Raw genomic sequence first — 20967 nt, 5'->3', positions numbered from 1 at the left:
CACAGATAACAGACTAATCTAGCGACATTTCTTTAATATAAAATTTTATCGGCACATTTTTTTGTATATTCTGAACGAATGTCCGACTGATGAGCAGAACGTCGCACATTGACTTCCGGTAAACAGGCAAAGCCCATGCGTGAATCAACCTTCATAAAAAAGAATCTCCAGCGCTGGAAAAAGTATCAGGATCAACCTGCGGAAGATCCGGATGAAATGGCAGAACGCTTTACAAGCCTCCTGGATGATCTGGCGTATGCCAAAACTTTCTATAGTTTCAGTAAAGTAACGAGTTATATAAACAGTCTGGCAGCCAATATTTATCATAGTATCTATGGTAACCGCAAAGAACAGGATGGCAGATTCCGTAACTTCTTTAAATATGAATTGCCCCTGCTGTTCCGCAGATATCACCGTTTGTTTCTCTTTACATTTTTGTTCTTCCTGCTCTTCTGTATCATCAGCGCATTTTCTGCAGCCCACGATGAAACATTCGTTCGTGGTGTATTAGGTGATGAATATGTGAGTATGACAGAGCAGAATATCAATAAGGGAGATCCCTTTGGTGTGTATAAACAGGAAAATGAACTCGTCATGTTTTTGTGGATCGCCAGGAACAATATTACGGTAGCCATGATGACCTTCATGGGTGGTATCTTCTTTGGTATCGGTACGTTGTGGTATATGATAAAGACAGGTGTGATGCTGGGTTCCTTTCAATATTATTTCTTTTCAAAAGGACTGGGTTTTAAGTCTATACTGGTCATATGGATCCATGGTACCCTGGAAATATCAGCTATCGTGATCGCAGGTTGTGCCGGTCTGGTGATGATCAGCGGATTTATATTTCCCGGTACAAGAAAGCGGTTGGAGGCACTGAAGAAAACAGCGCGTGACGGTGTTAAGATTATGGTGACGCTGATACCCATATTTATAGTGGCGGCATTTCTGGAAGGGTTTGTTACCCGCCATACTGCTATGCCTTTATCTGCAAGCATCAGTATTTTGCTGATATCACTGACGTTTATTATCGGTTATTTCATTGTTTACCCGATCTATCTGCACAAAAAAGGATATAAGCTCGGTCCGAAAGCAAATATTATAAAGCCGGTGAAATGAGGAAAATGCGTGTTTATTATATCCTGATAATACTGATCCTGCCATTATGTGCAAATGCACAGCAATCCGTACCGGCTGAGAAATGGGATTCCATGGTAGCAGCGGATCTGGAGCAGACGGTTACAAAAAAAGAAGCGGATGAAGTAGCTGATGATTCAGCTGCTGCAGCTGCAACGGATAAAGTGATACAGGAACATTTCCTGTGGGACCAGGCAGCGCCTGTCATCGCGGATACCATAGAAACTTATGCGGATTATCCGCTTGTGGTACGCAGTGTACCGGATACTATTATGAAAGTGTTGCAGGGGGATAAAAAGCTGCAATACGCGCTTAAAAAGAAAGAGCCGCCGCGCCGCTCTGCCTGGGAGAAATTTCTGAACGTTGTTTTCAACTTCATCGGAGCCATACACAAACTGATCATTGCGGTAGTCGTGGCTTTTCTGGGTTGGTTACTCTTCCTCTATCTTAAACAGAATGGTTATCTCTTTAAGAGGTCGGCACAGGAGTTAGGGAATGAGGTAAAACTGACAGAAGAAGAACTGGATGTCGAAACTTATCAGCAACAGATAGAAGAAGCGATCGCTGCCGGCAGGTTCAGACATGCCGTAAGACTGCTTTATCTGCAAACACTGCGTGTACTGATTGACAAAGAAGTTATTACCTATAGCAGGGAGAAAACAAATGCGGCTTATCTGCGCAGTATGTTGTCAACACCGTGGTATAAGAAATTTGCCGCATTGACATTGAATTATGAATACATCTGGTACGGAGAAACTCCTGTGAATGGTCAGCAGTTTGGTGATCTGCACAAAGAGTTCCGTCAATTTATGAACGAATTAGGCTATACCCGGTGAAATCAAATGTAATAGCAATCATAATTATCAGCGTCTTCGTTATGCTGCTGGGCCTGCTGATCTTATCAGCCGGTGGAGGAATGACAGATAGTAAAAATATCGACGAACAGGAACTGGCGCGTCAGAGCTTTTCCTATAAGGATAAGCGGCCGGGAGGATGTTATGCCATGTTTAAGGCCATGTCCGAGTTGTTTTATTATGACATCAAACCACAGGTCGTTACCAAACCATTCACGCGCACTTATACAAAAGATGCTACGCTGTCATCAACAGATTATAACCTGTATATACTGGTAGCAGATAATTTATATACTTCTCCGGAAGATGCCGCTAATATGATAAAGTTCGCGGCTGCCGGTAACCAGCTATTCATTGCTGTCAACAAACCAGACAGCATACTGCTGGATCTGCTGCATCTCCATGTAGATGACGAAGGTTTCTTTCAGTCTATGACAAATGCAGATCAGCGTTATGTGAACAAAAACCTGGCCCCCGATACGGCTTTTTCACGCAAAGGGATCAGGGGAGGTAGCTATATCACAGGCATGGATTCCAGCGCTACAACGATTCTTGGAACAGATGCATTTAACCGGCCAAACTTTGTGAAGATAACAGTGAATGAAGGCGCCGTATTTATGCTGTTGCAACCATCCACGCTGACGAACTATTTTCTGATGCACAATCGTAATATGGTATCGTTGGAAAGACAGTTGTCTTACACCAATCACTACATGGATCATGTGTACTGGGATGAGTTCTATAAATACCAGTATGCCAGACAATCATCTGATTTCAGTGAATGGCAGGTGCTGATGCGTTATCCTGCTATGAGATGGGCGCTATGGCTGGGAGTAGGTTTGTTATTGCTCTATATCATATTTGAAAGCAAACGCAGACAGCGGATCGTTCCTGAAAGACCACCACTCGAGAATAACTCACTGGAGTTTGTAGATGCACTGGGGCAGCTTTATTATCAGCAGCACGATAATCGTAATCTGGTACATAAGATCATTCTGCAATGGCAGGAGTTTATACGTACCCGTTATTACCTGAATACAAATAATATGGATCATGCATTTGCAGATGCATTATCGCGTAAAGCAGTTATGCCGGTGGAGCAGGTGAAGGAAATATTGCATGACATACAGCACATGCGTGATTCCATGACTGTTTCAGATGAATTCCTGCAACAGTTCTATAAGAAAATACAGGCGTTTTATATAAATACGAAATAATGGAAGAAACTACATTCCAGCATCGCACGGACTTTACAGCGCTTCATGAAGCAGTAAATGCTATCCGTCAACAGATCGGAAAAGTGATTGTTGGTCAGCATGAAATGATTGACCTCTTAATAGCGGGCCTGCTTACGCATGGTCACGTACTGATAGAAGGCGTACCAGGTGTGGCAAAAACACTGACAGCCAAATTACTCGCACGTTGCATAGATGCAGACTTTTCCAGGTTACAGTTCACGCCGGATATCATGCCGGCTGATGTGGTAGGTACATCTGTATTCAATCCTGAAAAAAGAGAGTTTGAATATAAACGCGGACCGGTATTTGGAAACCTGGTACTGATAGATGAGATCAACCGTGCTCCTGCAAAAACACAGGCGGCATTGTTTGAAGTGATGGAAGAGCGACAGATCACCAATGATGGTATTACACATCCGCTTCCGGCTCCTTTTATGGTAGTCGCTACACAAAACCCGATAGAGCAGGAGGGAACCTATCGATTACCTGAAGCACAGCTGGATCGTTTTCTGTTCAAAATAGAAGTGAAATATCCTTCACTGACGGAAGAGGTAGCGATGTTGCAGGCTATGCATCAATATAATGGTCTTGCTGATCTTACCCAACTGATACAACAGGTGTTAACAGCTTCGCAGATCATCGAATACCAGGGGCTCGTACGCAAAGTGCATATCGAAGATAAACTGCTGCATTTTATTGCTGCGCTGATACATGAAACACGTAACAATGCGTCTTTGTATCTCGGTGCTTCTCCGCGTGCATCACTGGCAGTCATGAATTGTGCAAAGGCAACAGCCGCTATGACAGGACGTGATTTTGTAACACCGGATGATATCGTGAATATGCTGCCACATGTATTACGTCATCGTATTGTACTGACGCCTGAACGTGAAATGGAAGGTATTACAACTGATGAAGTGATCGCACAGATCGTGAAGGCAGTAGAAGTACCAAGGTAAACATAAGGTTATGCTGAAACGTTTTTTTCTCTCTTTATTTTTTACGACCCGCTTTTATACATTGATGGGAAGCATGGCTATCTTTTTTGTGATCAGCTTCTTTTTTCCATCGTTGTATAACGTGGCACAATTGATCACAGGTGCTTTATTGTTCCTGTTATTGCTGGATCTTTTCTTTCTGTATGTGGCAGGGAAAGCGCCCTTGCTGGTCTCCCGTAGTATGGCTGGTCGCTTCAGTAACGGAGAAGAAAATGATATCCATCTGAAAATAAAGAATAATTATCGTTTCCCCGTTACAGTTATAGTGCTGGAAGAATTACCGGTACAGTTTCAGATCCGCGATTTTCGGAAGAAGGTACAACTGAAACCGGGAGAGGAGCAGGATCTGAGTTATGCTTTACGTCCGGTAGAAAGAGGAGAGTATAACTTTGGAAAGACCAATGCATTTGTACGTAGTTTGCTGGGACTGGCACAACGGCATGTAGCTGGTGCCGATGAAGCGATCGTTAAGGTATATCCTTCTTTTGCCGCTTTGCATAACTATGAATTTTTCTCCTTTAATAATCGCCTGGCAGAACTGGGTGTGCATAAAAAACGCGTGATCGGACATAGCATGGAGTTCGATCATATCAAGGAATACAGCCGGGGAGATGATGTGCGTACTTTAAACTGGAAGGCAACGGCCAGGAGAGGTACATTTATGGTGAACAACTATGTGGAGGAAAAATCGCAGCAGGTATATTGTGTCATTGATAAGGGGCGTGCAATGAAGATGCCGTTTAACGGTCTTTCGCTGCTGGATTATGCGATCAATGCTTCCCTGGTATTCAGCAATATTGCATTAAAGAAAGGCGATAAAACCGGGCTGGTAACGTTGGCTGCACAGCAGGTAGATGTATTGCCTGCTTCCGGTAAAAAAACACAGATGAACCTGTTGCTGGAGCGCTTGTATGCGCAGGAAACGCAATGGGAGGAAAGTGACTACGAGCGGCTGAGTGTATCATTGCGGAGTCTGTTCTCACAGCGTTCCCTGCTGATCCTGTTTACCAACTTCGAATCTATGACAGGGCTGCAAAGACAGTTGCCCTATCTGCGAAAGCTGGCTAAATATCATTTATTACTTGTTGTGTTTTTTGAGAATACAGAACTGAAAAAGTTTACGAAAGACAATGTGCATACAGTGGAAGAGATCTATCGTCAGGTGATTGCGCAGAAGTTTGCTTATGAAAAGAAACTGATGGTAAGGGAACTGACCCGCTATGGTATTCTGTCATTGCTGACTACACCTGAGCAGCTAACACTGAATGTGGTGAATAAGTATCTCGAACTGAAATCAAGATCATTGATCTGATAATTGTTTAACCGGTATTGTACTGGAGATGGACATACCGGGATCATTTTTGTTGACAGCTGTAACAGTAATGGATCGGGTAGTGCCATCATTACTGTTTAACAGCAGGTCCTGCCCCAGTAGTTTTCCTGCATTTGTTTCAAATTTTATAGTGGCTGTATCCAGCGGATAAACCTTGCCACTTGTAAAAGTACCTTCTACATTCAGATAGAAGCGAAATCCTCTCTTCAGGCTATCAGCATAATGATTAAAGCGAATGCCGGTCAGGTGAGGAAGTTCAAGTTTTGTGGTGACAGGTGTAGCTGACTCAGGAACAGAGATCGTCAGTTCTACAATATACTGCTGACTGGCGAGCTGTTGTCTGTTGATCAGGAGATAGCCATTCTGCACACTGCCATTGGAACTGCTGATCTTTATATTTCGCCATCGGTAGGCGCCCTGTAAATATCCTTCTGTTTTTCTCGTCTGTCCATTTTCATATCTGAACTCAAGTCCCAGTGGTATACGGTCATACAGCTCTGCAATAGCCCCCGGATCATAACTGGCTTTTATGCTGTTAATGTTGTTTTGTTGCGCCTTTGATTGTGTGAATAGGAATAACAGCGCAATGATTAAGCAAGCTCTCAATTTGTTTTTTACCTGAAAGCTGAAAAAATCATTCCACATTTGCAAGTCTGGCAGGCTTTTATTAATTCTTAACAGATCTTAACAGTGCAATGCAGGGAATTGTGTTTTCTCTGTACGTAGAAATACGGATATAAGGGAATGTGGAAAAGTTGTTCGAATGATATATTGCAGGTATTTGTTTTCAGTCGATCTGTAAATGATTGACAGGTAGGGGTATATGGCAGATCTGTACGCAGTGTGTGTGTATTTAGGAACTGATCAAGTCCACGTCTGATCTACGTCTTGTGCGAATTTTTTCCGGGGAATACGGCTGGGAGTGGTTACCGGGTGACGCTGTAAATTGGACTATTCTATAAGGGTAAAACAGCAAACAATGCCATAAAAAAATGTTAAATTAGGAAACCATTCATTGTACACAATATTCCCCTTATGGCAAAACAACTTCAATACATTAAAAGTACTCCTGCACACCTTTCGCGTGTGTTATACTGCATCACGTTTTTTACGCTGATCAACCTTATCACAGTACCTTACATCAGACTGCTGGCAGGTACGATGGGACGCGGTATTTATCGTGATAATCTGAGTGAGCGTTCATGGGTGCTCATCATTTTTATGTTGTTATGCACATTTGGTTTCTTTTGGGGAAATAAAAAAACTTTCAACTCTGTAAAAAGAGAATCCAACCGCATATGGGTGCTGCACCTGGGTATTGATGTGTTAATTTACGCTGCAAGCATGCCGCTTGTGTTGCTCATCCATCCGTTTCTTGATAAACCGGATGCTGTGATGACTGATCTATGGAATCCGGTGATGATGTTATTGCTGCTTTCAATCAAGTACACCATTTTACGGATAAGATATGCTCAGCGGGACGATCAGTATATGTCCCGTTAACCTGCCTGTTTAAAGCAAAGCATTACCTGATGGGGGATCAGGCCTGCGAAGAGGATGACATTTCCTTCCGGATCTTTTCCCTGTGCGTTGTACCCCAGTCATTCAGTGAATGTAATACTGCGCCCAGTGTATCGCTGTATTCTGTCAGTTCGTATTCGACTACAACCGGACGTCCTTCATATACCTTTCTTCTGACAAAGCCATTCAGTTCCAGTTCACGCAGTTCATTGGACAATACCCTTGCAGAAATACCTGTTACCGCACGCTGCAGTTCGTTGAACCTTTTATTACCATCTTCGCGGAGCACAATGATGATCTTCAGCTTCCATTTACCGCCAATGGCATAAAGGGCGTCATGAATGGCTGATAATCTTGCGGAGCACTCTTTTGCACTTCTTTTTACTTTTTCAGCTACCTGTGTTTCCATATCCCGAAGGTAAATAACTATCCAACAGGTTACTACTAACCTTTAGTATACTACTAACCATTTGCTAGCAATTGTGAATAGTTTTGCTTCATCAATTTTTTTAGATGAAAGCAATCAGAATTACGTATTGGGCCACTACCGCAATCATTGCGTTAATGATGACCTATTCCGCCTATGCCTATTTAACAAAACCAGAGATGGATCAGGCTTTCCAGCATATCGGGTATCCCGCATATTTCCGGATTGAACTGGCCATCGCCAAACTGATCGGAGTGGTACTATTAGTGCTTCCATTGGTGAAAGGCCGCCTGAAAGAATGGACTTACGCAGGTTTTGCCTTCACATTTGTGTCAGCAGCTATTGCGCATGCCGCTTCCGGCGATCAGTTGCCTGTTCCTGTAATACCGGTGGTATTCCTGGGAATACTGGCCGCCTCTTATTTTACTTATCATAAGCTCAAAAAATAAAAATAATCGTATGAAAAAGATATTGAAAGTTGTATCCAGTGTGAGTGGCGCTGCGTCTAAGAGTACACAGCTGGCAGATGGTATTGTTGCAAAGTTGCAGGAACGCTACCCGGGTAGCACAGTGACTGTAAAAGACCTGGCAAAAGATCCTTTAGGCCATTTTGATGCATCTCACCTCCTGGCCTTCCGTGGTGCAGGAGACGCGACAGCAGAGGCTGCGGCTATTGTAGACAAATTATCAGAAGCCGCTATTAAAGAAGTGGAAGAAGCGGATATCATCATATTGGGTGTAGCGCTGTATAATTTTAATATTCCGTCTACGCTGAAAGCATGGCTGGACCACGTGGTACGTGCCGGCAGAACCTTCTCTTATGCTACCGGTAAACCGGAAGGGCTGTTAAAGGATAAAAAGGTATATATCGCGCTGGCTACGGGCGGTGTTTATTCCGAAGGCCCTGCAGCGGCGTTTGATTTTGCTTCTCCATATCTCCAGAGTATCCTGGGCTTCATTGGTCTGACGGATGTACAGCTGGTGAGAGCAGAAGGGGCTGCTATTCCTGGTTTACAGGAAACAGCGGTGCAGAAAGGATTGGAGCAGGTTGTAATTGCATAAATACTTTTACTGCATAATAAAAAAAGGCTCCCTGCGGAGCCTTTTTTTATTATGCAGTAATTAGAATGGCGGTCGGTGGGCGGAGCCGCTTACATATACTTCATGGCCGGGTAGCCCAGTAATCTTCTCCATAAAGCCAGTTGACCGATACAGTTTGCTTCCCGGTAAATCTGGAAGGAAATGAGTTCAAATAAGGTCATTTTCATACCAGGCATTTCAAAAGGTTCATCGAGTTTCTCATCATCCGCTTCCAGCAGCGCTTTTCTCAGCAGGGGAGAAATGATCTTCCAGTCCTGCTCAAATGCCTGCAGTGCAGGATATTGCACTCCTTCCTGTATGCCCTTGTGATCTTTGAATAATTCATGCGCCTGTTGTTGTTTGTTTATACCGAAAGATCCCGCCAGCTCAAATCTTTCCTGTACCAGGCTGCCGGCCAGCCATGCCATATGGTTGGCTTTTGTACCTAAACGTTCGCCGGCATCCTTTTCTGAAATGTCCACGATAACATTGGAGAAAAACGTGGTATGCATGTCGTACAATACCATGAAGCCATACGTTCTGCTGCTAACTGTTTGTACTTCCATCGTTAATAGTATTGGTGTAGTCCAAGGTAGCTTATTTGCTCACAGCAGCAGGTCGGTAAAGCAGCCAATTATGGGGGGTATTTGTGACAAACAGCGTAAATTCGTATTCAACACCATATAGTTATGCCATCTCAGACACTGGATAGCCGTACGATAGATACATTGAGAGATCTTCCTGATCTTATCCCCGTATTCAGAGAATATTTTGAGGACTGGACTATACGGGTATTTGACCGGGAGATACATGAATGCCGGAATTATCTTTCCCCTAACCGCCGTGATTTTTACAAGATCCTGTTTACGACAAAAGGGGCGGGTGTGTTTACGATGGGTTTGAATACCTATTACCTGGATGAGCCATCTATCTTATTCATTCATCCCAATGATATTATCTCCTGGAAGAATCTTTCTGAAGAATCCGGTGGATATTATTGTTTGTTCAGGCGTTCTTTTCTGACTGAATTTCCCGTGCTGAAGGCCGCTATGGATAAATTCAGTCTGTTTACGGATAAAGCGAAGAGTGTGATCCGTATTCCTGTAGCAGATGTGCCGGTGCTGGAACAGCTTTTCGCCAGGATGAAAGAAGAAGAGGTGACGGGTGGACAATTGAGTGGAGATTCTTTGCAGGCGTACCTGCAACTGATTATGGTGGAAAGTGTCAGGAGAGCCAGTTTTCCGCCACCGGCCAGTGTATCCGAAGAATACCGGCATGTGCATGAATTTTTCAGATTGCTGGAAGCAGAAACGGGTGGTATCAACAGGGATCATCCCATCAGGATCAGGACAGCCAAGGAATTTGCGGCTGATCTTTCAGTACATCCCAATCACCTGAATGCCCTTTTAAAGAAGCATACCGGACAGAATGTGAGTACTCATATCAAAAACAGGTTACTGGACGAAACCAAGGTATTGCTGTTGCAAACCGACTGGTCTTTACAGGAGATTGGCTACAGTATTGGTTTTGCAGAGCAACCTAACTTCAATGCTTTTTTTAAGAAGCATACGGGTCTGACGCCTGCGGAATTCAGAAAGAACTATCCACTGCATGCATAATACTGCGGATGCTATTGCTGACGATTCTGCGAATAGCATCGGTAAATGAAAAAGGACTAAAGAGATTCTTTATGATTACCGGGTGAGTAACTGGCTGGTTTTTTCCAGTGTTTCTTCCAGTTCCTGTACCAGCCGGCTGACGATATCGCTGATCGGGCTGATATCTTCCACCATTTCCACGCTCTGACCGGCAGTCCACAGCTGCTGATAATTACCGGGTTTGATCGCCTGTTCCAGTTTTTTCATGCCTTTGAGTTGTACCAGCATTTTAAAATACTTACGGGTACTGGCATTTTTATTCAGCTGTTTCTCCAGCCAGTTCTGCTTATAGCCCATTTTCTTTGCGGCAGGCGTATTGATCACATTACAGGGAGTGCCGGAAAGGCGCTCTGTCAGTACAATATCTTCCATACCATAATCGAGGATGGCATTTTTATAGGCGTCGCTGACGCTGGCTTCTTCACTGGCGATGAAGCGGGTACCGATAGAGGCGCCGTGAGCGCCGAGTACCATGGCGCTGGCGAGTTGTTGTCCGGTAGCAATACCCCCGGCGGCGACCAGCAATTTATCCGGAAAGGCTTTTTGCAGGGCCGGTACGAGAATGTGCATAGGGTAGGGGCCGGCATGGCCACCTGCGCCGACGCAGACTGCAATAAATCCATCACACCCTTCCTGCGCCGCTTTTTCTGCATGCTGAATATTGGTGACATCGCAGAGTACTTTTGCGCCATAGCTGTGGGCGGCGGCGATTACTTCCCGGGGATTGCCCAGTGAGGTAATATAAAAAGGTACTTCAGCTGCTACACAATCTTTCAGGTGTTTTGCATAGAGCGGATTCGTCTTCTGGACGATCAGGTTAACGCCATAGGTGCCTTGTCCGGCGGGCAACTGTGCCCGGTATTGGTTCAGCTGGTCGAGTACCTGTTTCAGTTCCCCTTCCTTTCGGTAGTTGAGGGTAGGGAAGGTACCGGCGATCCCGCTGTCCATGGCTGCCCGGACCATTTTTTCATTACTGACGAGGAACATGGGCGCCATGATAACCGGATGGCGGATGGCAAGGGCTGAGGTTAATTGCATAAGTGGATGTTTGAGCTATGATCTGACAGCAAGCTGCCTGGCCACGAACTTACCCAGGATATCAAATTCCAGGTTGATCGTGTGCCCGGGTTGAACGGCTGAGATATTTGTGTGTTCGTATGTATAAGGAATCACGGCGATGGTGAATTCCGTATTGGTCACATTATATATGGTCAGACTGATACCATTGAGGCAGATGGAGCCTTTTTCCACGATGAGGCCGGCGAATTGTTCCGGGTAGCGGAAGCGGAATTCCCAGCTACCGTTCTGCGGCGTTACGGACACGCATTCACCTGTACTGTCGACGTGGCCCTGTACGAGGTGGCCGTCAATCCTGCCATTAAAGATCATGGCCCTTTCCAGGTTGACCTGCTGGCCGGGAGTCAGTTGCCCGATATTACTTTTAATCAGGGTTTCGGCCACGGCAACGATATCATATGTTTCGTTGTCTACGCGGGTGACGGTCAGACAAACGCCGTTGTGGGCGATACTCTGGTCAATTTTCAGTTCAGGTGCGAGGGAAGAGCGGATGGTGATGACCATGTTGCTGCCTTCCTGCCTGGTAGCTATTACTTCTCCTAATGATTCTATTATTCCTGTAAACATGGGGCTAATTTAAGTAATAATGAGGAGACGGGTATGTCAGGGGAGGGTTTCACATTATTTTGATAATTAAAAAGAATGTTTTACTTTTGCCTTCCTGAAAAAAAAGGCTATTAATTATGTTGATCATCGATTCCAAAGATTGCGAAAACATTGACAAGGCGCTCAAAAAATACAAAAAGAAATTTGAGAAAGCCCGCATCCTGCTGCAACTCAGGTCACGTCAGTCTTTCACAAAACCTTCCGTTAAGCGTCGTACTGAAGTGCTGAAAGCTGTTTACAAACAGCAGTTGGCCAGTGGTAAATTAGATTGATTCTATCGGGAGTAATTCCCCGCGCAAAATATCTGATGATTGTAAGGTTTGTTTTAACTTTACAATCATCAACTTTTTTATTTTGAGTGAAGTCTTACACCCGGTAGCCAATCAATTTCTGGCTTATATTCAACTGGAGAAGCGCTATTCTGCGCATACTTTCACTGCATATCAGCAGGATCTTACCCAATTCTTTATTTTCCTCAGATCACAATATGGCGATGTGTCCCTTCAGGGCATATCGCATCTGCATGTCCGTACCTGGCTGGCCTGGCTGATGGAGGAGGGCATCGTTGCTAAAAGTGTTAACCGCAAGATCTCCACGCTCAAATCATTTTTCAAATATGCGATGCGTCATGGTGTAGTAGTGATTTCACCGATGACGAAAGTGACTGCACCCAAAACGGGGAAGCGGTTGCCTGGTTTTATTGATGAGAAGGGCATGGAGGCTGTTGAGGACAACCGGAGTATGCGCAGGGGGCAGGAGGACAGGCCGATCTTTGCGGATGACCTGGAAGGGAAGACGCACCGGTTGATCTTTGAATTGCTGTATCATACGGGAATACGTTTATCGGAGCTGATCGGTTTACAGGAGAGGCATGTAGACATCTCCAATCTGACATTGAAAGTGTTGGGAAAAGGGAATAAGGAGCGCATTATTCCCATCAGTATAAATCTGCGGGACGATATAAGGGAATACAGGGGGATGCGCGATAAAGCGCTGGAAATACCCGATAAAGAGGTGCTGCTGGTAAACCCCCGCAGCGGAAAGAAGTTATACCCCCGTTATGTATATAATGTTGTGAAAGGTTACCTCACAGATCACGAGATTACGACGATCAGTCGCAGGAGTCCGCATGTACTGCGGCATACATTTGCTACCCATCTTACGAACAATGGTGCAGACCTCAATGCGGTGAAGGAGCTGCTGGGGCATGCGAGTCTGGCGTCCACGCAGGTCTATACGCACAACAGTATAGAGAAGCTGAAGGAGGCGTACAGGAAGGCGCATCCGAAGGGTGAGTAGGGAAGTTCGGCAGCTTTAACAAAATATTACTAAATGGTTATGCAAAAGAGTTGAAAGTTCATTAAATTAGTAATGAGTTCTTTGTATACTTTTTTCATTAGTCGATATCCATGACCATTAACACAATGAAAGCCTATGGACGTAATGTTACGAGCATGTACAAGATTGTTAAAACTAAAAATTAGTGCTATGAACGTTCAAATTCAAACAGTACACTTCGACGCTGACTCCAAATTGATTGATCATGTGAGTAAAAAACTTCAGAAACTCAACACTTTTTATGACCGGATCATCAGCGTGGAGGTATTTTTAAAGCTTGATGGAATAGCTCATCAGGTGAAGGATAAAATAGCAGAAATAAAAGTCCACATCCCGCGCCAAGACTTATTTGTAAAGCACGAATCCAAATCTTTCGAAGAGTCATTTGACCTCGCTTTTGACTCGGTTGTTAACCAGATAAAGAAGACGAAAGAGAAAAAATTTCAATAAAATCTTAAAAATATTTTGGAATTAAATATCTGATTACTACCTTTGCCATCCCGATCAAAAAAAGGGATCGGCGAAGGTAGTAAAGTTCTTTACAGTAGGGTGTTTTAGCCGAATATACAAGTCTCAAAAAGGTTGTATCCAGGTGCTGAAAAAAAGATAAAAAAAGATTTGGAAGTTAAAATAAATCAACTATCTTTGCACCCTCTTATAACGGATATCATTTATAAGATTCTTATATAAGATAAGCCAGCATAGCTCAGTTGGCCAGAGCTACTGATTTGTAATCAGTGGGTCGGGGGTTCGAATCCCTCTGCTGGCTCCGGATAAATTCCGAAGCAAAAATGGTCCGGACGGACGAGATTTGGGAAAGGAGTTTAAGGAAAAATGGGCAGGTTCCAGAGCGGCCAAATGGGGCGGACTGTAAATCCGCTGTCTACGACTTCAGAGGTTCGAATCCTCTCCTGCCCACGTAGCGCAAATGTTCCGCCTTTGCCCCTCGCAAAGGCGGAACTTGTCTGTTAAGTGCAGGTTCTCCATTAATAGAGGAGAAGGTGAGTAGGAAGAAGTTCTTTATAATGTTTACCATTATATAATTATATGCGGGAGTAGCTCAGTTGGTAGAGCGACAGCCTTCCAAGCTGTAGGTCGCGGGTTCGAGCCTCGTCTCCCGCTCACTGATAATACTGAAGAACATTGTTCATTGGTATTATGTGAGATGAAAGTTCTTAATAAGATTTTCAATGCTGTTGTAGCTCAGGGGTAGAGCACTTCCTTGGTAAGGAAGAGGTCGTGAGTTCAATTCTCATCAACAGCTCAACGGATTTCCAAACATCCGGGATCCGGATTTCGTTGTAGCTCAGTGGCAGAGCGTCCGGTCGATACCGGGAAGGTCGTGGGTTCAATTCTCATCAGCGATACAAGTTTGTAAAACCGTTTTTTAAAAACAACTATCAATACAATCTTTACAAACCATCTAAAAAAAATACAATGGCAAAAGAAACCTTTAAGCGGGATAAACCCCACGTAAACATTGGTACCATCGGCCACGTTGACCACGGTAAGACTACCTTGACTGCTGCCATTACCAACATTTTGGCAAGCAAAGGTCTGGCAGAGAAGAAAGGTTATGATGAGATCGATGCCGCTCCTGAAGAAAAAGAAAGAGGTATTACCATCAATACAGCACACGTTGAGTATCAGACAGCTAACCGCCACTACGCGCACGTTGACTGTCCTGGTCACGCTGACTATGTGAAAAACATGATCACTGGTGCTGCGCAGATGGACGGTGCTATCCTGGTGGTTGCCGCTACAGATGGTCCGATGCCACAAACTAAAGAACACATCCTCCTGGCTCGTCAGGTAGGCGTTCCTCGTATCGTTGTGTTCATGAACAAGGTTGACCTGGTTGATGATCCTGAGCTGCTGGAACTGGTTGAACTGGAAATCCGCGAACTGCTGAGCAAATATAACTATGATGGTGATAACACACCAATCATCAAAGGTTCCGCAACTGGCGCTCTGGCTGGTGAGGAAAAATGGGTATCTGCAGTTGATGAACTGATGACCGCAGTTGATGAATACATTCCACTGCCTCCTCGTCCGGTTGATCTGCCGTTCCTGATGTCTGTAGAAGACGTATTCTCTATCACTGGTCGTGGTACTGTTGCTACAGGTCGTATCGAACGTGGTAAGATTAAAGTTGGTGAAGCAGTTGAAATCGTTGGTCTGATCGAAAAACCACTGACTTCTACATGTACTGGTGTTGAGATGTTCAAAAAATTACTGGATGAAGGTGAAGCTGGTGACAACGCTGGTCTGCTCCTCCGCGGTATTGAAAAATCTCAGATCCGTCGTGGTATGGTTATCGTTAAACCTGGTTCCATCACTCCGCACACTGAATTCAAAGGCGAAGTATACGTACTGAGCAAAGAAGAAGGTGGCCGTCACACTCCGTTCTTCAACAAATACCGTCCTCAGTTCTACTTCCGTACAACTGACGTAACAGGTGAAGTTGAATTACCAGCTGGTGTTGAAATGGTAATGCCTGGTGATAACGTAGGTCTGATCGTTAAACTGATCGCTCCAATCGCTATGGAAAAAGGTCTGAAATTCGCTATCCGCGAAGGTGGACGTACCGTAGGTGCTGGTCAGGTTACTGAAATCATCAAGTAATCACTTTGATATAATTAAAGACCATTAGCAATTAGTAAATTGCGGCTGGATAATAGATTTAAATTTTGTAAATTTGTTCTCCGGATTTCATTCAGCTAAAAGCTAATGGTCTTATACACGGGCATAGTTCAATGGTAGAATAGAGGTCTCCAAAACCTTTGATCTGGGTTCGAATCCTAGTGCCCGTGCTAAAAAATGGTGAAAAGTGAAGAACTTTTCACCTTTCATGTTTTCAAACGGTTAATTTTTAAGACCCATGAATAAGGTTAGAGCATACTTCCGGGAGTCCTATCACGAGCTGGTGCATAAAGTATCCTGGCCTACATGGCAGGAACTGCAGTCTTCCACAATGATCGTATTAATCGCTACTATAGTTATCACTGCGCTGGTTTGGGGTATGGATGCCCTGTCTCATCTCATGCTGACTCAGTACTATAAAATTATTGCCTAATGATCGATGCATCCAATAACCCTGCAGAAGAAACAAACATTCCGACCCAGGACACCAAATGGTACGTTCTGCGCGTAGTGAGTGGTAAAGAGAAAAAGGTGAAAGAATACCTGGATATTGAAGTACGCCGCTCCGATTGGGGTAACGTGATCACCCAGATATTTTTACCGGTAGAGAAAGTCTACAAAGTGCAGGCAGGTAAAAAGGTGATGCGCGAGAAAAACTTCTACCCAGGTTACGTAATGATCGAAGCGATCGATGGTAAAATGACTGATGAAGTTATCCAATCCATCCGTAACGTATCAGGCGTTATTCACTTCCTGGGTAAAGATAAGCCAATCGCCCTCCGTAAGGCTGAAGTGAACAAGATGTTAGGTAAAGTGGATGAAATGTCTGACAACGGACTGACCATGAGCGAACCTTTCATCGTTGGCGAAACAATCAAGATCATCGATGGTCCTTTCAACGACTTCAACGGTATTATCGAAGAGGTAATCGAAGACAAGAAGAAACTGAAAGTAACTGTGAAGATCTTCGGTCGTGCCACCCCTGTAGAACTGAACTTCATGCAGGTGGAAAAAATCAGCTAACTATTTCAGTAATCATATTAAAAACGCCTCGTTTCAAGCGAGGCGTTTTTTTATTGCTATAACTGAACGTTTATTTCTTTCTGGTGAAGTCAATTTCCATTGTCTTGACTTCTTTTCCATCGTTTACCATATACATTTCCATGTGATGATGGTCATCATCTATGATCTTGAAGATTTCTTTTACACCCATGTCTTTGCCACTCATTGGCTCATACATTTTACCTGTAAAAGTGATGGATTTAGTGGCATCATCCCAGGTGCCATCCATATTCATGATACCAGTGCCCATGTTGTCAACCCAGGTGCTCTGGAATATTTTCTTCGCGTTGTCGTAAGCCATCAGGCCGTGTCCCTCGAAGGGCATACCCATAATAGTGCTTTTGTGAACGGATTCCTGGTAGCGGCCACCCAGCACCATTTTATTGATGGTGGTACCGTTGCCTTTGGTGGGCGGTTGACTCGGGTCCATCCACATAGACATTTCATAACTCCATTCACCATCTGATTTGGCGATCATTTCGTGAACAGGACCTGGCTTCATATATTCCATCCAGGCTTTTTCTTCGGCGGATTGTGCCTGTACCTTCGTGTTGAACGAAAGGCAGATGGCGATAGCTGAGGCTGAAAATAACAATAGACGTCTCATAATTGGTGGAGTTTTTTTATTTAGAAATAACGTTTAAAAACGGAGAAGGTTGCTGTGTAAGGAAGCTAAATCATTGATTATCCCTACCTTTGTGACTACTTTCATTATATATATGAGATCTGTATACCTATTGTTAGCTGTTATTATATCATTTTCTGTTTCCGCATACGCCCAGCCTAAAGAAAGAGTCAGCACTGAACCTCCTGTACCTGCTTCATTGAACATTCCGGAAGGAGATAGCCGTACACCTGCAGCACTCAGTCAGTATCTGAGAGCGCATACGTCGTCCAATAGAGAGTTTGTGCGTCAGCTCTATAGCTGGATTGTATGGAATATCAGTTATGATATCGCCAACATGTACAATCCCGGTTATTATAAGGATACACTGGATGCTGCGAACAAGACCTTGTTGACAAAGACCGGTGTTTGTCAGGGGTATGCGAATCTTTATTACCTGACCTGTAAGGAAGCGGGCATTCCGGTACAGCTGATCGGCGGTTATACCAAAACACAGGGAAAGATAGACAATGCGAGTCACGCATGGGTGGCGGTAAAGCCAGACAGCGCGTGGTATATGAGTGACCCGACCTGGGGCGCGGGTGTGGTGAATAATAATAAGTTTGTCCGCAAGCCGGTTGACAGTTACTACCTGGTGGTGCCAGCCGCGTTTATCAGAACGCATATGCCTTTTGATCCGCTGTGGCAGCTATTGGAACGTCCGGTGAGGAATGAAGAGTTCAGGGATAACAACTGGACAGCTGCGGCAGGGAGAAGTGTCTTTCATTATAAAGACTCGCTGGATACCTATAATACCATGAAAGATGACCTGTTGAAATACCAACTGGTGATCAATAGGATAGAGGGGATGGGTATTACCAATCAGATGATCAGTCATGAACTGGTCTATTATAAGAACCTGGTGACGTTCATTGCGGATAACCGTAAGGTGGTGGCGCAGAACAGGGCGGTGGATGAGTTCAATGCCAGCAGCAGCCGGTATAACAGGGCGGTGAACCTGTTTAATGAATACGTACAGTTCAAGAATAACCAGTTTAAGCCGGCGAAAGCGGATCAGGCGATCAGGGAGATGGTGGATGCGATCAGTAAGAAGTTGTCGGAGAGTAAGCAGGGGTTGGCGGGACTGAACAGGAATGAGCCTTCGCTGAAGCATAATATTACGGAGCTGGAGGAGTCTTTATCGGTATTGCAGAAGAGAGTGGAGGAGGAACAGACATTTGTAGACAAATATATTAAGACTGGCAAGCTGTTCAGAAAATCTTTATTTTATAAGACGACATGGATGGGAATTCCATTAAATTAAATTAGATTTGTTGCTAACCATTAAGACGAGATGTTGCCCTATGGTTTTTACCGAACAGGGTTAAGATAAAATAGTTTTGTTATAGAATTGTAAAATTTTTATCCCGAACTGATTATAATAGCAAAAAGAATGCCCGAAAGCAAATTCTTTTTGAGATTTAATACATTATTGTATACCTTTGCATCCCCTTTAAAAGGTAAATTTTCTCCTTTTAGTTTTGGGAGTTTCGCCAGAAACGAGACGTTCTAACCAAATTAAACTTTATAACATGGCAAAAGAGATCGCTACGTACGTGAAATTGCAGGTAAAGGGTGGCGCGGCCAACCCGGCTCCTCCAATTGGTCCAGCGCTGGGTTCCAAAGGTGTGAACATCATGGAGTTCTGCAAGCAGTTTAATGCCCGTACCCAGGATAAAGCGGGTAAGGTATTGCCTGTATTGCTGACAGTTTACACAGACAAATCATTTGATTTCGTAATCAAGACGCCTCCTGCTGCTGTACAGCTGCTGGAAGCTGCCAAATTGCAGAGTGGTTCTAAAGAACCTAACCGTAACAAGGTGGGTAAAGTTACCTGGGCACAGGTAGAAGCAATTGCGACAGACAAGATGCCTGATCTGAACTGCTTCACCAAGGAAAGCGCTATGAAAATGGTCGCTGGTACTGCCCGTTCTATGGGTATTACTGTTGAAGGTAACGCTCCCTGGAGTAACTAATTGTGTCACCCTGTACAAGCAGGTTAACTTTTAAAACATTTTGCAATGGCAACTAAGAAAAGAAAAGCAGCCGATACAAAGGTGGACAAAAACAAGGTTTACAGCCTGAAAGAAGCTTCCGCACTTGTAAAAGACATTAACTGCACCAAATTCGACAGTTCTGTCGATATTCATATCCGTCTGGGCGTTGATCCCAAGAAAGCAGACCAGGCTATCCGTGGTTCCGTAACGCTTCCCCACGGTACTGGTAAAACTAAACGTGTACTGGTTCTTTGCACACCTGATAAAGAAGCTGCTGCAAAAGAAGCTGGTGCTGATCATGTTGGTCTGGACGAGTTTATCCAGAAGATCGAAGCTGGTTGGACTGATATCGACGTTATCGTAGCTACGCCTGCTGTAATGCCGAAGATCGGTAAACTGGGTAAGATCCTGGGTCCCCGTAACCTGATGCCTAACCCTAAAACAGGTACTGTTACTAACGATGTAGCAGCTGCTGTTAATGAGGTTAAAGGTGGTAAGATCACCTTCAAAGTGGATAAGGCAGGTATCATTCACGCTTCCATCGGCCGTGTTTCTTTCGCTTCTGATAAACTTGAGCAGAACTCCCAGGAGCTGATCAATGCTATCATCAAGCTGAAACCAGCTACAGCGAAAGGTACTTACCTGAAAGGACTGTCAATGGCGAGCACAATGAGCCCGAGCATTACAGTTGACACTAAATCAGTTCAAAACTAATGATTGGCCGGTTGGCAGATCAACAAACTGACAAAAGCTATGAACAAAGATCAAAAAAATGACGTGATTGAACTGCTGAAAAGTAAGTTCACTCAATATAACAACTTCTACATCACCAACACCGAGTCTCTGACCGTTGCACAGGTGAACAACCTGAGAAGGGTTTGTTTCGACAAGAACGTGGAAATGAAGGTGGCTAAGAACACCCTGATCCGCAAGGCGCTGGAATCTCTGGATGCTGAGAAATACACTGGTATTTATGATGCACTGAACGGCGTAACTGCCCTGATGTTCTCTGACAGCCCGAAAGAACCAGCACTGATCATTTCTGCTTTCCGTAAGGAAAACAAGAAAGTTGAGAAACCTGAGCTGAAAGCTGCTTTCGTTGCAAATGAAATTTACACTGGCGATGCTCAACTGGCTAACCTGGTGAAAATCAAAACCAAAAACGAACTCATCGGAGACGTTATTGGTCTGTTGCAATCTCCTGCAAAACGCGTTCTCGCTGGCTTGCTTGAAAAAGGTAAGAAAGAAGGCGCTGCTGTTGAAGCACCTGCAGCTGAGTAATCAGCTAAAAGCCTCTACGGGCTTACATAATAACAATGGCTTCCAAGTCACAA

The 20967-nt window shown here is 44.3% G+C and carries 25 protein-coding genes and 5 tRNA genes; 24 read left to right on the top strand and 6 right to left on the bottom strand.

The genetic code is table 11. The features are described from left to right. The first annotated feature begins 135 nt into the window (after nucleotides 1-135). The 5 genes from BMZ72_RS14100 to BMZ72_RS14080 are packed head-to-tail and all read left to right on the top strand — an operon-like array spanning nucleotide 136 to nucleotide 5539. A complete protein-coding gene (locus BMZ72_RS14100; protein WP_089809836.1) occupies nucleotides 136-1119 on the top strand; it encodes a stage II sporulation protein M in 984 nt (327 codons plus the stop codon). After that, nucleotides 1116-1973 carry a DUF4129 domain-containing protein gene (locus tag BMZ72_RS14095; protein WP_089809314.1) on the top strand — a complete coding sequence of 286 codons (858 nt, stop codon included), beginning with the start codon at nucleotides 1116-1118 and terminating at the stop codon, nucleotides 1971-1973. Before BMZ72_RS14100 ends, BMZ72_RS14095 begins: the two co-directional genes overlap by 4 nt. A gap of 41 nt (nucleotides 1974-2014) precedes the next feature. Beyond that, a complete protein-coding gene (locus BMZ72_RS14090) occupies nucleotides 2015-3208 on the top strand; it encodes a DUF4350 domain-containing protein (RefSeq protein WP_089809312.1) in 1194 nt (397 codons plus the stop codon). Beyond that, nucleotides 3208-4188 (top strand): AAA family ATPase, encoded by a 981-nt coding sequence (locus BMZ72_RS14085; RefSeq protein ID WP_089809310.1) that lies wholly within the window; start codon nucleotides 3208-3210, stop codon nucleotides 4186-4188. The genes BMZ72_RS14090 and BMZ72_RS14085 overlap by 1 nt, the downstream gene beginning before the upstream one ends. Nucleotides 4189-4198: 10 nt before the next feature. Continuing rightward, nucleotides 4199-5539, top strand: coding sequence for a DUF58 domain-containing protein (locus tag BMZ72_RS14080; protein WP_089809309.1), 1341 nt, complete (start codon nucleotides 4199-4201; stop codon nucleotides 5537-5539). On the opposite strand, the gene BMZ72_RS14075 is transcribed toward BMZ72_RS14080, so the two are convergent. After that, nucleotides 5528-6166, bottom strand: coding sequence for a hypothetical protein (locus BMZ72_RS14075; protein WP_143087694.1), 639 nt, complete (start codon nucleotides 6164-6166; stop codon nucleotides 5528-5530). The genes BMZ72_RS14080 and BMZ72_RS14075 overlap by 12 nt on opposite strands. Nucleotides 6167-6595: 429 nt before the next feature. On the opposite strand from BMZ72_RS14075, the gene BMZ72_RS14070 reads away from it, so the two are divergent. After that, nucleotides 6596-7063, top strand: coding sequence for a hypothetical protein (locus BMZ72_RS14070; protein ID WP_089809305.1), 468 nt, complete (start codon nucleotides 6596-6598; stop codon nucleotides 7061-7063). 37 nt (nucleotides 7064-7100) lie between these two features. Here BMZ72_RS14070 and BMZ72_RS14065 read toward each other — a convergent pair whose 3' ends face one another. After that, entirely contained in the window at nucleotides 7101-7490 is a 390-nt protein-coding gene (locus BMZ72_RS14065; protein ID WP_089809303.1) for a winged helix-turn-helix transcriptional regulator, read from the bottom strand. A 104-nt stretch (nucleotides 7491-7594) separates the two neighbouring features. Between BMZ72_RS14065 and BMZ72_RS14060 the strand changes: the two genes are divergently transcribed. Both BMZ72_RS14060 and BMZ72_RS14055 read left to right on the top strand, forming a co-directional pair. Further along, nucleotides 7595-7957, top strand: a complete 363-nt coding sequence (locus BMZ72_RS14060; RefSeq protein ID WP_089809302.1) for a DoxX family protein — start codon at nucleotides 7595-7597, stop codon at nucleotides 7955-7957. 10 nt (nucleotides 7958-7967) lie between these two features. Next, the gene (locus BMZ72_RS14055; RefSeq protein ID WP_089809300.1) at nucleotides 7968-8570 is read left to right on the top strand and encodes an FMN-dependent NADH-azoreductase; all 603 of its coding nucleotides are present in this window, start codon (nucleotides 7968-7970) and stop codon (nucleotides 8568-8570) included. Between the two features lie 89 nt (nucleotides 8571-8659). Here the strand turns inward: BMZ72_RS14055 and BMZ72_RS14050 are convergent, their stop codons facing one another. Next, the gene (locus BMZ72_RS14050; protein WP_089809297.1) at nucleotides 8660-9154 is read right to left on the bottom strand and encodes a hypothetical protein; all 495 of its coding nucleotides are present in this window, start codon (nucleotides 9152-9154) and stop codon (nucleotides 8660-8662) included. A gap of 123 nt (nucleotides 9155-9277) precedes the next feature. Between BMZ72_RS14050 and BMZ72_RS14045 the strand changes: the two genes are divergently transcribed. Continuing rightward, nucleotides 9278-10207: an AraC family transcriptional regulator gene (locus BMZ72_RS14045; protein WP_089809295.1), complete on the top strand. Its 930-nt coding sequence runs from the start codon at nucleotides 9278-9280 to the stop codon at nucleotides 10205-10207. A gap of 75 nt (nucleotides 10208-10282) precedes the next feature. On the opposite strand, the gene BMZ72_RS14040 is transcribed toward BMZ72_RS14045, so the two are convergent. Continuing rightward, nucleotides 10283-11284 carry an NAD(P)H-dependent flavin oxidoreductase gene (locus BMZ72_RS14040; RefSeq protein WP_089809294.1) on the bottom strand — a complete coding sequence of 334 codons (1002 nt, stop codon included), beginning with the start codon at nucleotides 11282-11284 and terminating at the stop codon, nucleotides 10283-10285. 15 nt (nucleotides 11285-11299) lie between these two features. Next, nucleotides 11300-11890 (bottom strand): riboflavin synthase, encoded by a 591-nt coding sequence (locus BMZ72_RS14035; protein WP_089809292.1) that lies wholly within the window; start codon nucleotides 11888-11890, stop codon nucleotides 11300-11302. Between the two features lie 116 nt (nucleotides 11891-12006). Between BMZ72_RS14035 and rpsU the strand changes: the two genes are divergently transcribed. The 11 genes from rpsU to nusG all read left to right on the top strand — a co-directional run bounded on the left by rpsU (nucleotide 12007) and on the right by nusG (nucleotide 16933). Then, nucleotides 12007-12201: a 30S ribosomal protein S21 gene (gene rpsU, locus BMZ72_RS14030; protein ID WP_012789369.1), complete on the top strand. Its 195-nt coding sequence runs from the start codon at nucleotides 12007-12009 to the stop codon at nucleotides 12199-12201. Nucleotides 12202-12283: 82 nt separating this feature from the next. Beyond that, a complete protein-coding gene (locus BMZ72_RS14025) occupies nucleotides 12284-13228 on the top strand; it encodes a tyrosine-type recombinase/integrase (protein WP_089809290.1) in 945 nt (314 codons plus the stop codon). Nucleotides 13229-13417: 189 nt separating this feature from the next. Further along, entirely contained in the window at nucleotides 13418-13717 is a 300-nt protein-coding gene (gene hpf / locus BMZ72_RS14020) for a ribosome hibernation-promoting factor, HPF/YfiA family (protein WP_012789371.1), read from the top strand. Between the two features lie 245 nt (nucleotides 13718-13962). Further along, nucleotides 13963-14036, top strand: a tRNA-Thr gene (locus BMZ72_RS14015). Between the two features lie 67 nt (nucleotides 14037-14103). Continuing rightward, nucleotides 14104-14185 (top strand) — tRNA-Tyr (locus BMZ72_RS14010). Nucleotides 14186-14316: 131 nt separating this feature from the next. After that, nucleotides 14317-14389: transfer RNA gene (locus tag BMZ72_RS14005), tRNA-Gly, on the top strand. Between the two features lie 70 nt (nucleotides 14390-14459). Beyond that, a tRNA-Thr gene (locus BMZ72_RS14000) sits at nucleotides 14460-14531 on the top strand. A gap of 173 nt (nucleotides 14532-14704) precedes the next feature. Beyond that, on the top strand, nucleotides 14705-15892 hold the full coding sequence (gene tuf, locus BMZ72_RS13990) for an elongation factor Tu (protein ID WP_089809288.1): 1188 nt from the start codon (nucleotides 14705-14707) through the stop codon (nucleotides 15890-15892). A 117-nt stretch (nucleotides 15893-16009) separates the two neighbouring features. Continuing rightward, a tRNA-Trp gene (locus BMZ72_RS13985) sits at nucleotides 16010-16080 on the top strand. Nucleotides 16081-16148: 68 nt separating this feature from the next. Beyond that, nucleotides 16149-16343: a preprotein translocase subunit SecE gene (gene secE, locus BMZ72_RS13980; RefSeq protein WP_089809286.1), complete on the top strand. Its 195-nt coding sequence runs from the start codon at nucleotides 16149-16151 to the stop codon at nucleotides 16341-16343. Next, nucleotides 16343-16933, top strand: a complete 591-nt coding sequence (gene nusG / locus BMZ72_RS13975; protein WP_012789374.1) for a transcription termination/antitermination protein NusG — start codon at nucleotides 16343-16345, stop codon at nucleotides 16931-16933. The genes secE and nusG overlap by 1 nt, the downstream gene beginning before the upstream one ends. 70 nt (nucleotides 16934-17003) lie before the next feature. Here the strand turns inward: nusG and BMZ72_RS13970 are convergent, their stop codons facing one another. Beyond that, complete coding sequence (locus BMZ72_RS13970) at nucleotides 17004-17579, bottom strand: DUF1579 domain-containing protein (protein ID WP_089809284.1); 576 nt, start codon at nucleotides 17577-17579, stop codon at nucleotides 17004-17006. Between the two features lie 112 nt (nucleotides 17580-17691). On the opposite strand from BMZ72_RS13970, the gene BMZ72_RS13965 reads away from it, so the two are divergent. The 4 genes from BMZ72_RS13965 (at nucleotide 17692) to rplJ (ending at nucleotide 20914) form a co-directional block, all read left to right on the top strand. After that, nucleotides 17692-18900: a transglutaminase domain-containing protein gene (locus BMZ72_RS13965; RefSeq protein WP_143087693.1), complete on the top strand. Its 1209-nt coding sequence runs from the start codon at nucleotides 17692-17694 to the stop codon at nucleotides 18898-18900. A 268-nt stretch (nucleotides 18901-19168) separates the two neighbouring features. Next, on the top strand, nucleotides 19169-19612 hold the full coding sequence (gene rplK, locus BMZ72_RS13960) for a 50S ribosomal protein L11 (RefSeq protein WP_089809282.1): 444 nt from the start codon (nucleotides 19169-19171) through the stop codon (nucleotides 19610-19612). A 45-nt stretch (nucleotides 19613-19657) separates the two neighbouring features. Then, on the top strand, nucleotides 19658-20347 hold the full coding sequence (rplA, locus tag BMZ72_RS13955) for a 50S ribosomal protein L1 (protein WP_012789379.1): 690 nt from the start codon (nucleotides 19658-19660) through the stop codon (nucleotides 20345-20347). Between the two features lie 39 nt (nucleotides 20348-20386). Continuing rightward, on the top strand, nucleotides 20387-20914 hold the full coding sequence (gene rplJ / locus BMZ72_RS13950; RefSeq protein WP_089809834.1) for a 50S ribosomal protein L10: 528 nt from the start codon (nucleotides 20387-20389) through the stop codon (nucleotides 20912-20914). Nucleotides 20915-20967 lie beyond the last annotated feature (53 nt).

The organism is Chitinophaga sp. YR627 (assembly GCF_900114995.1).
In the GTDB taxonomy this organism is placed as follows: domain Bacteria; phylum Bacteroidota; class Bacteroidia; order Chitinophagales; family Chitinophagaceae; genus Chitinophaga.
The sequence above is the reverse complement of the archived record's forward strand: the minus strand, read 5'-3'. Positions and strand labels throughout refer to the sequence as shown.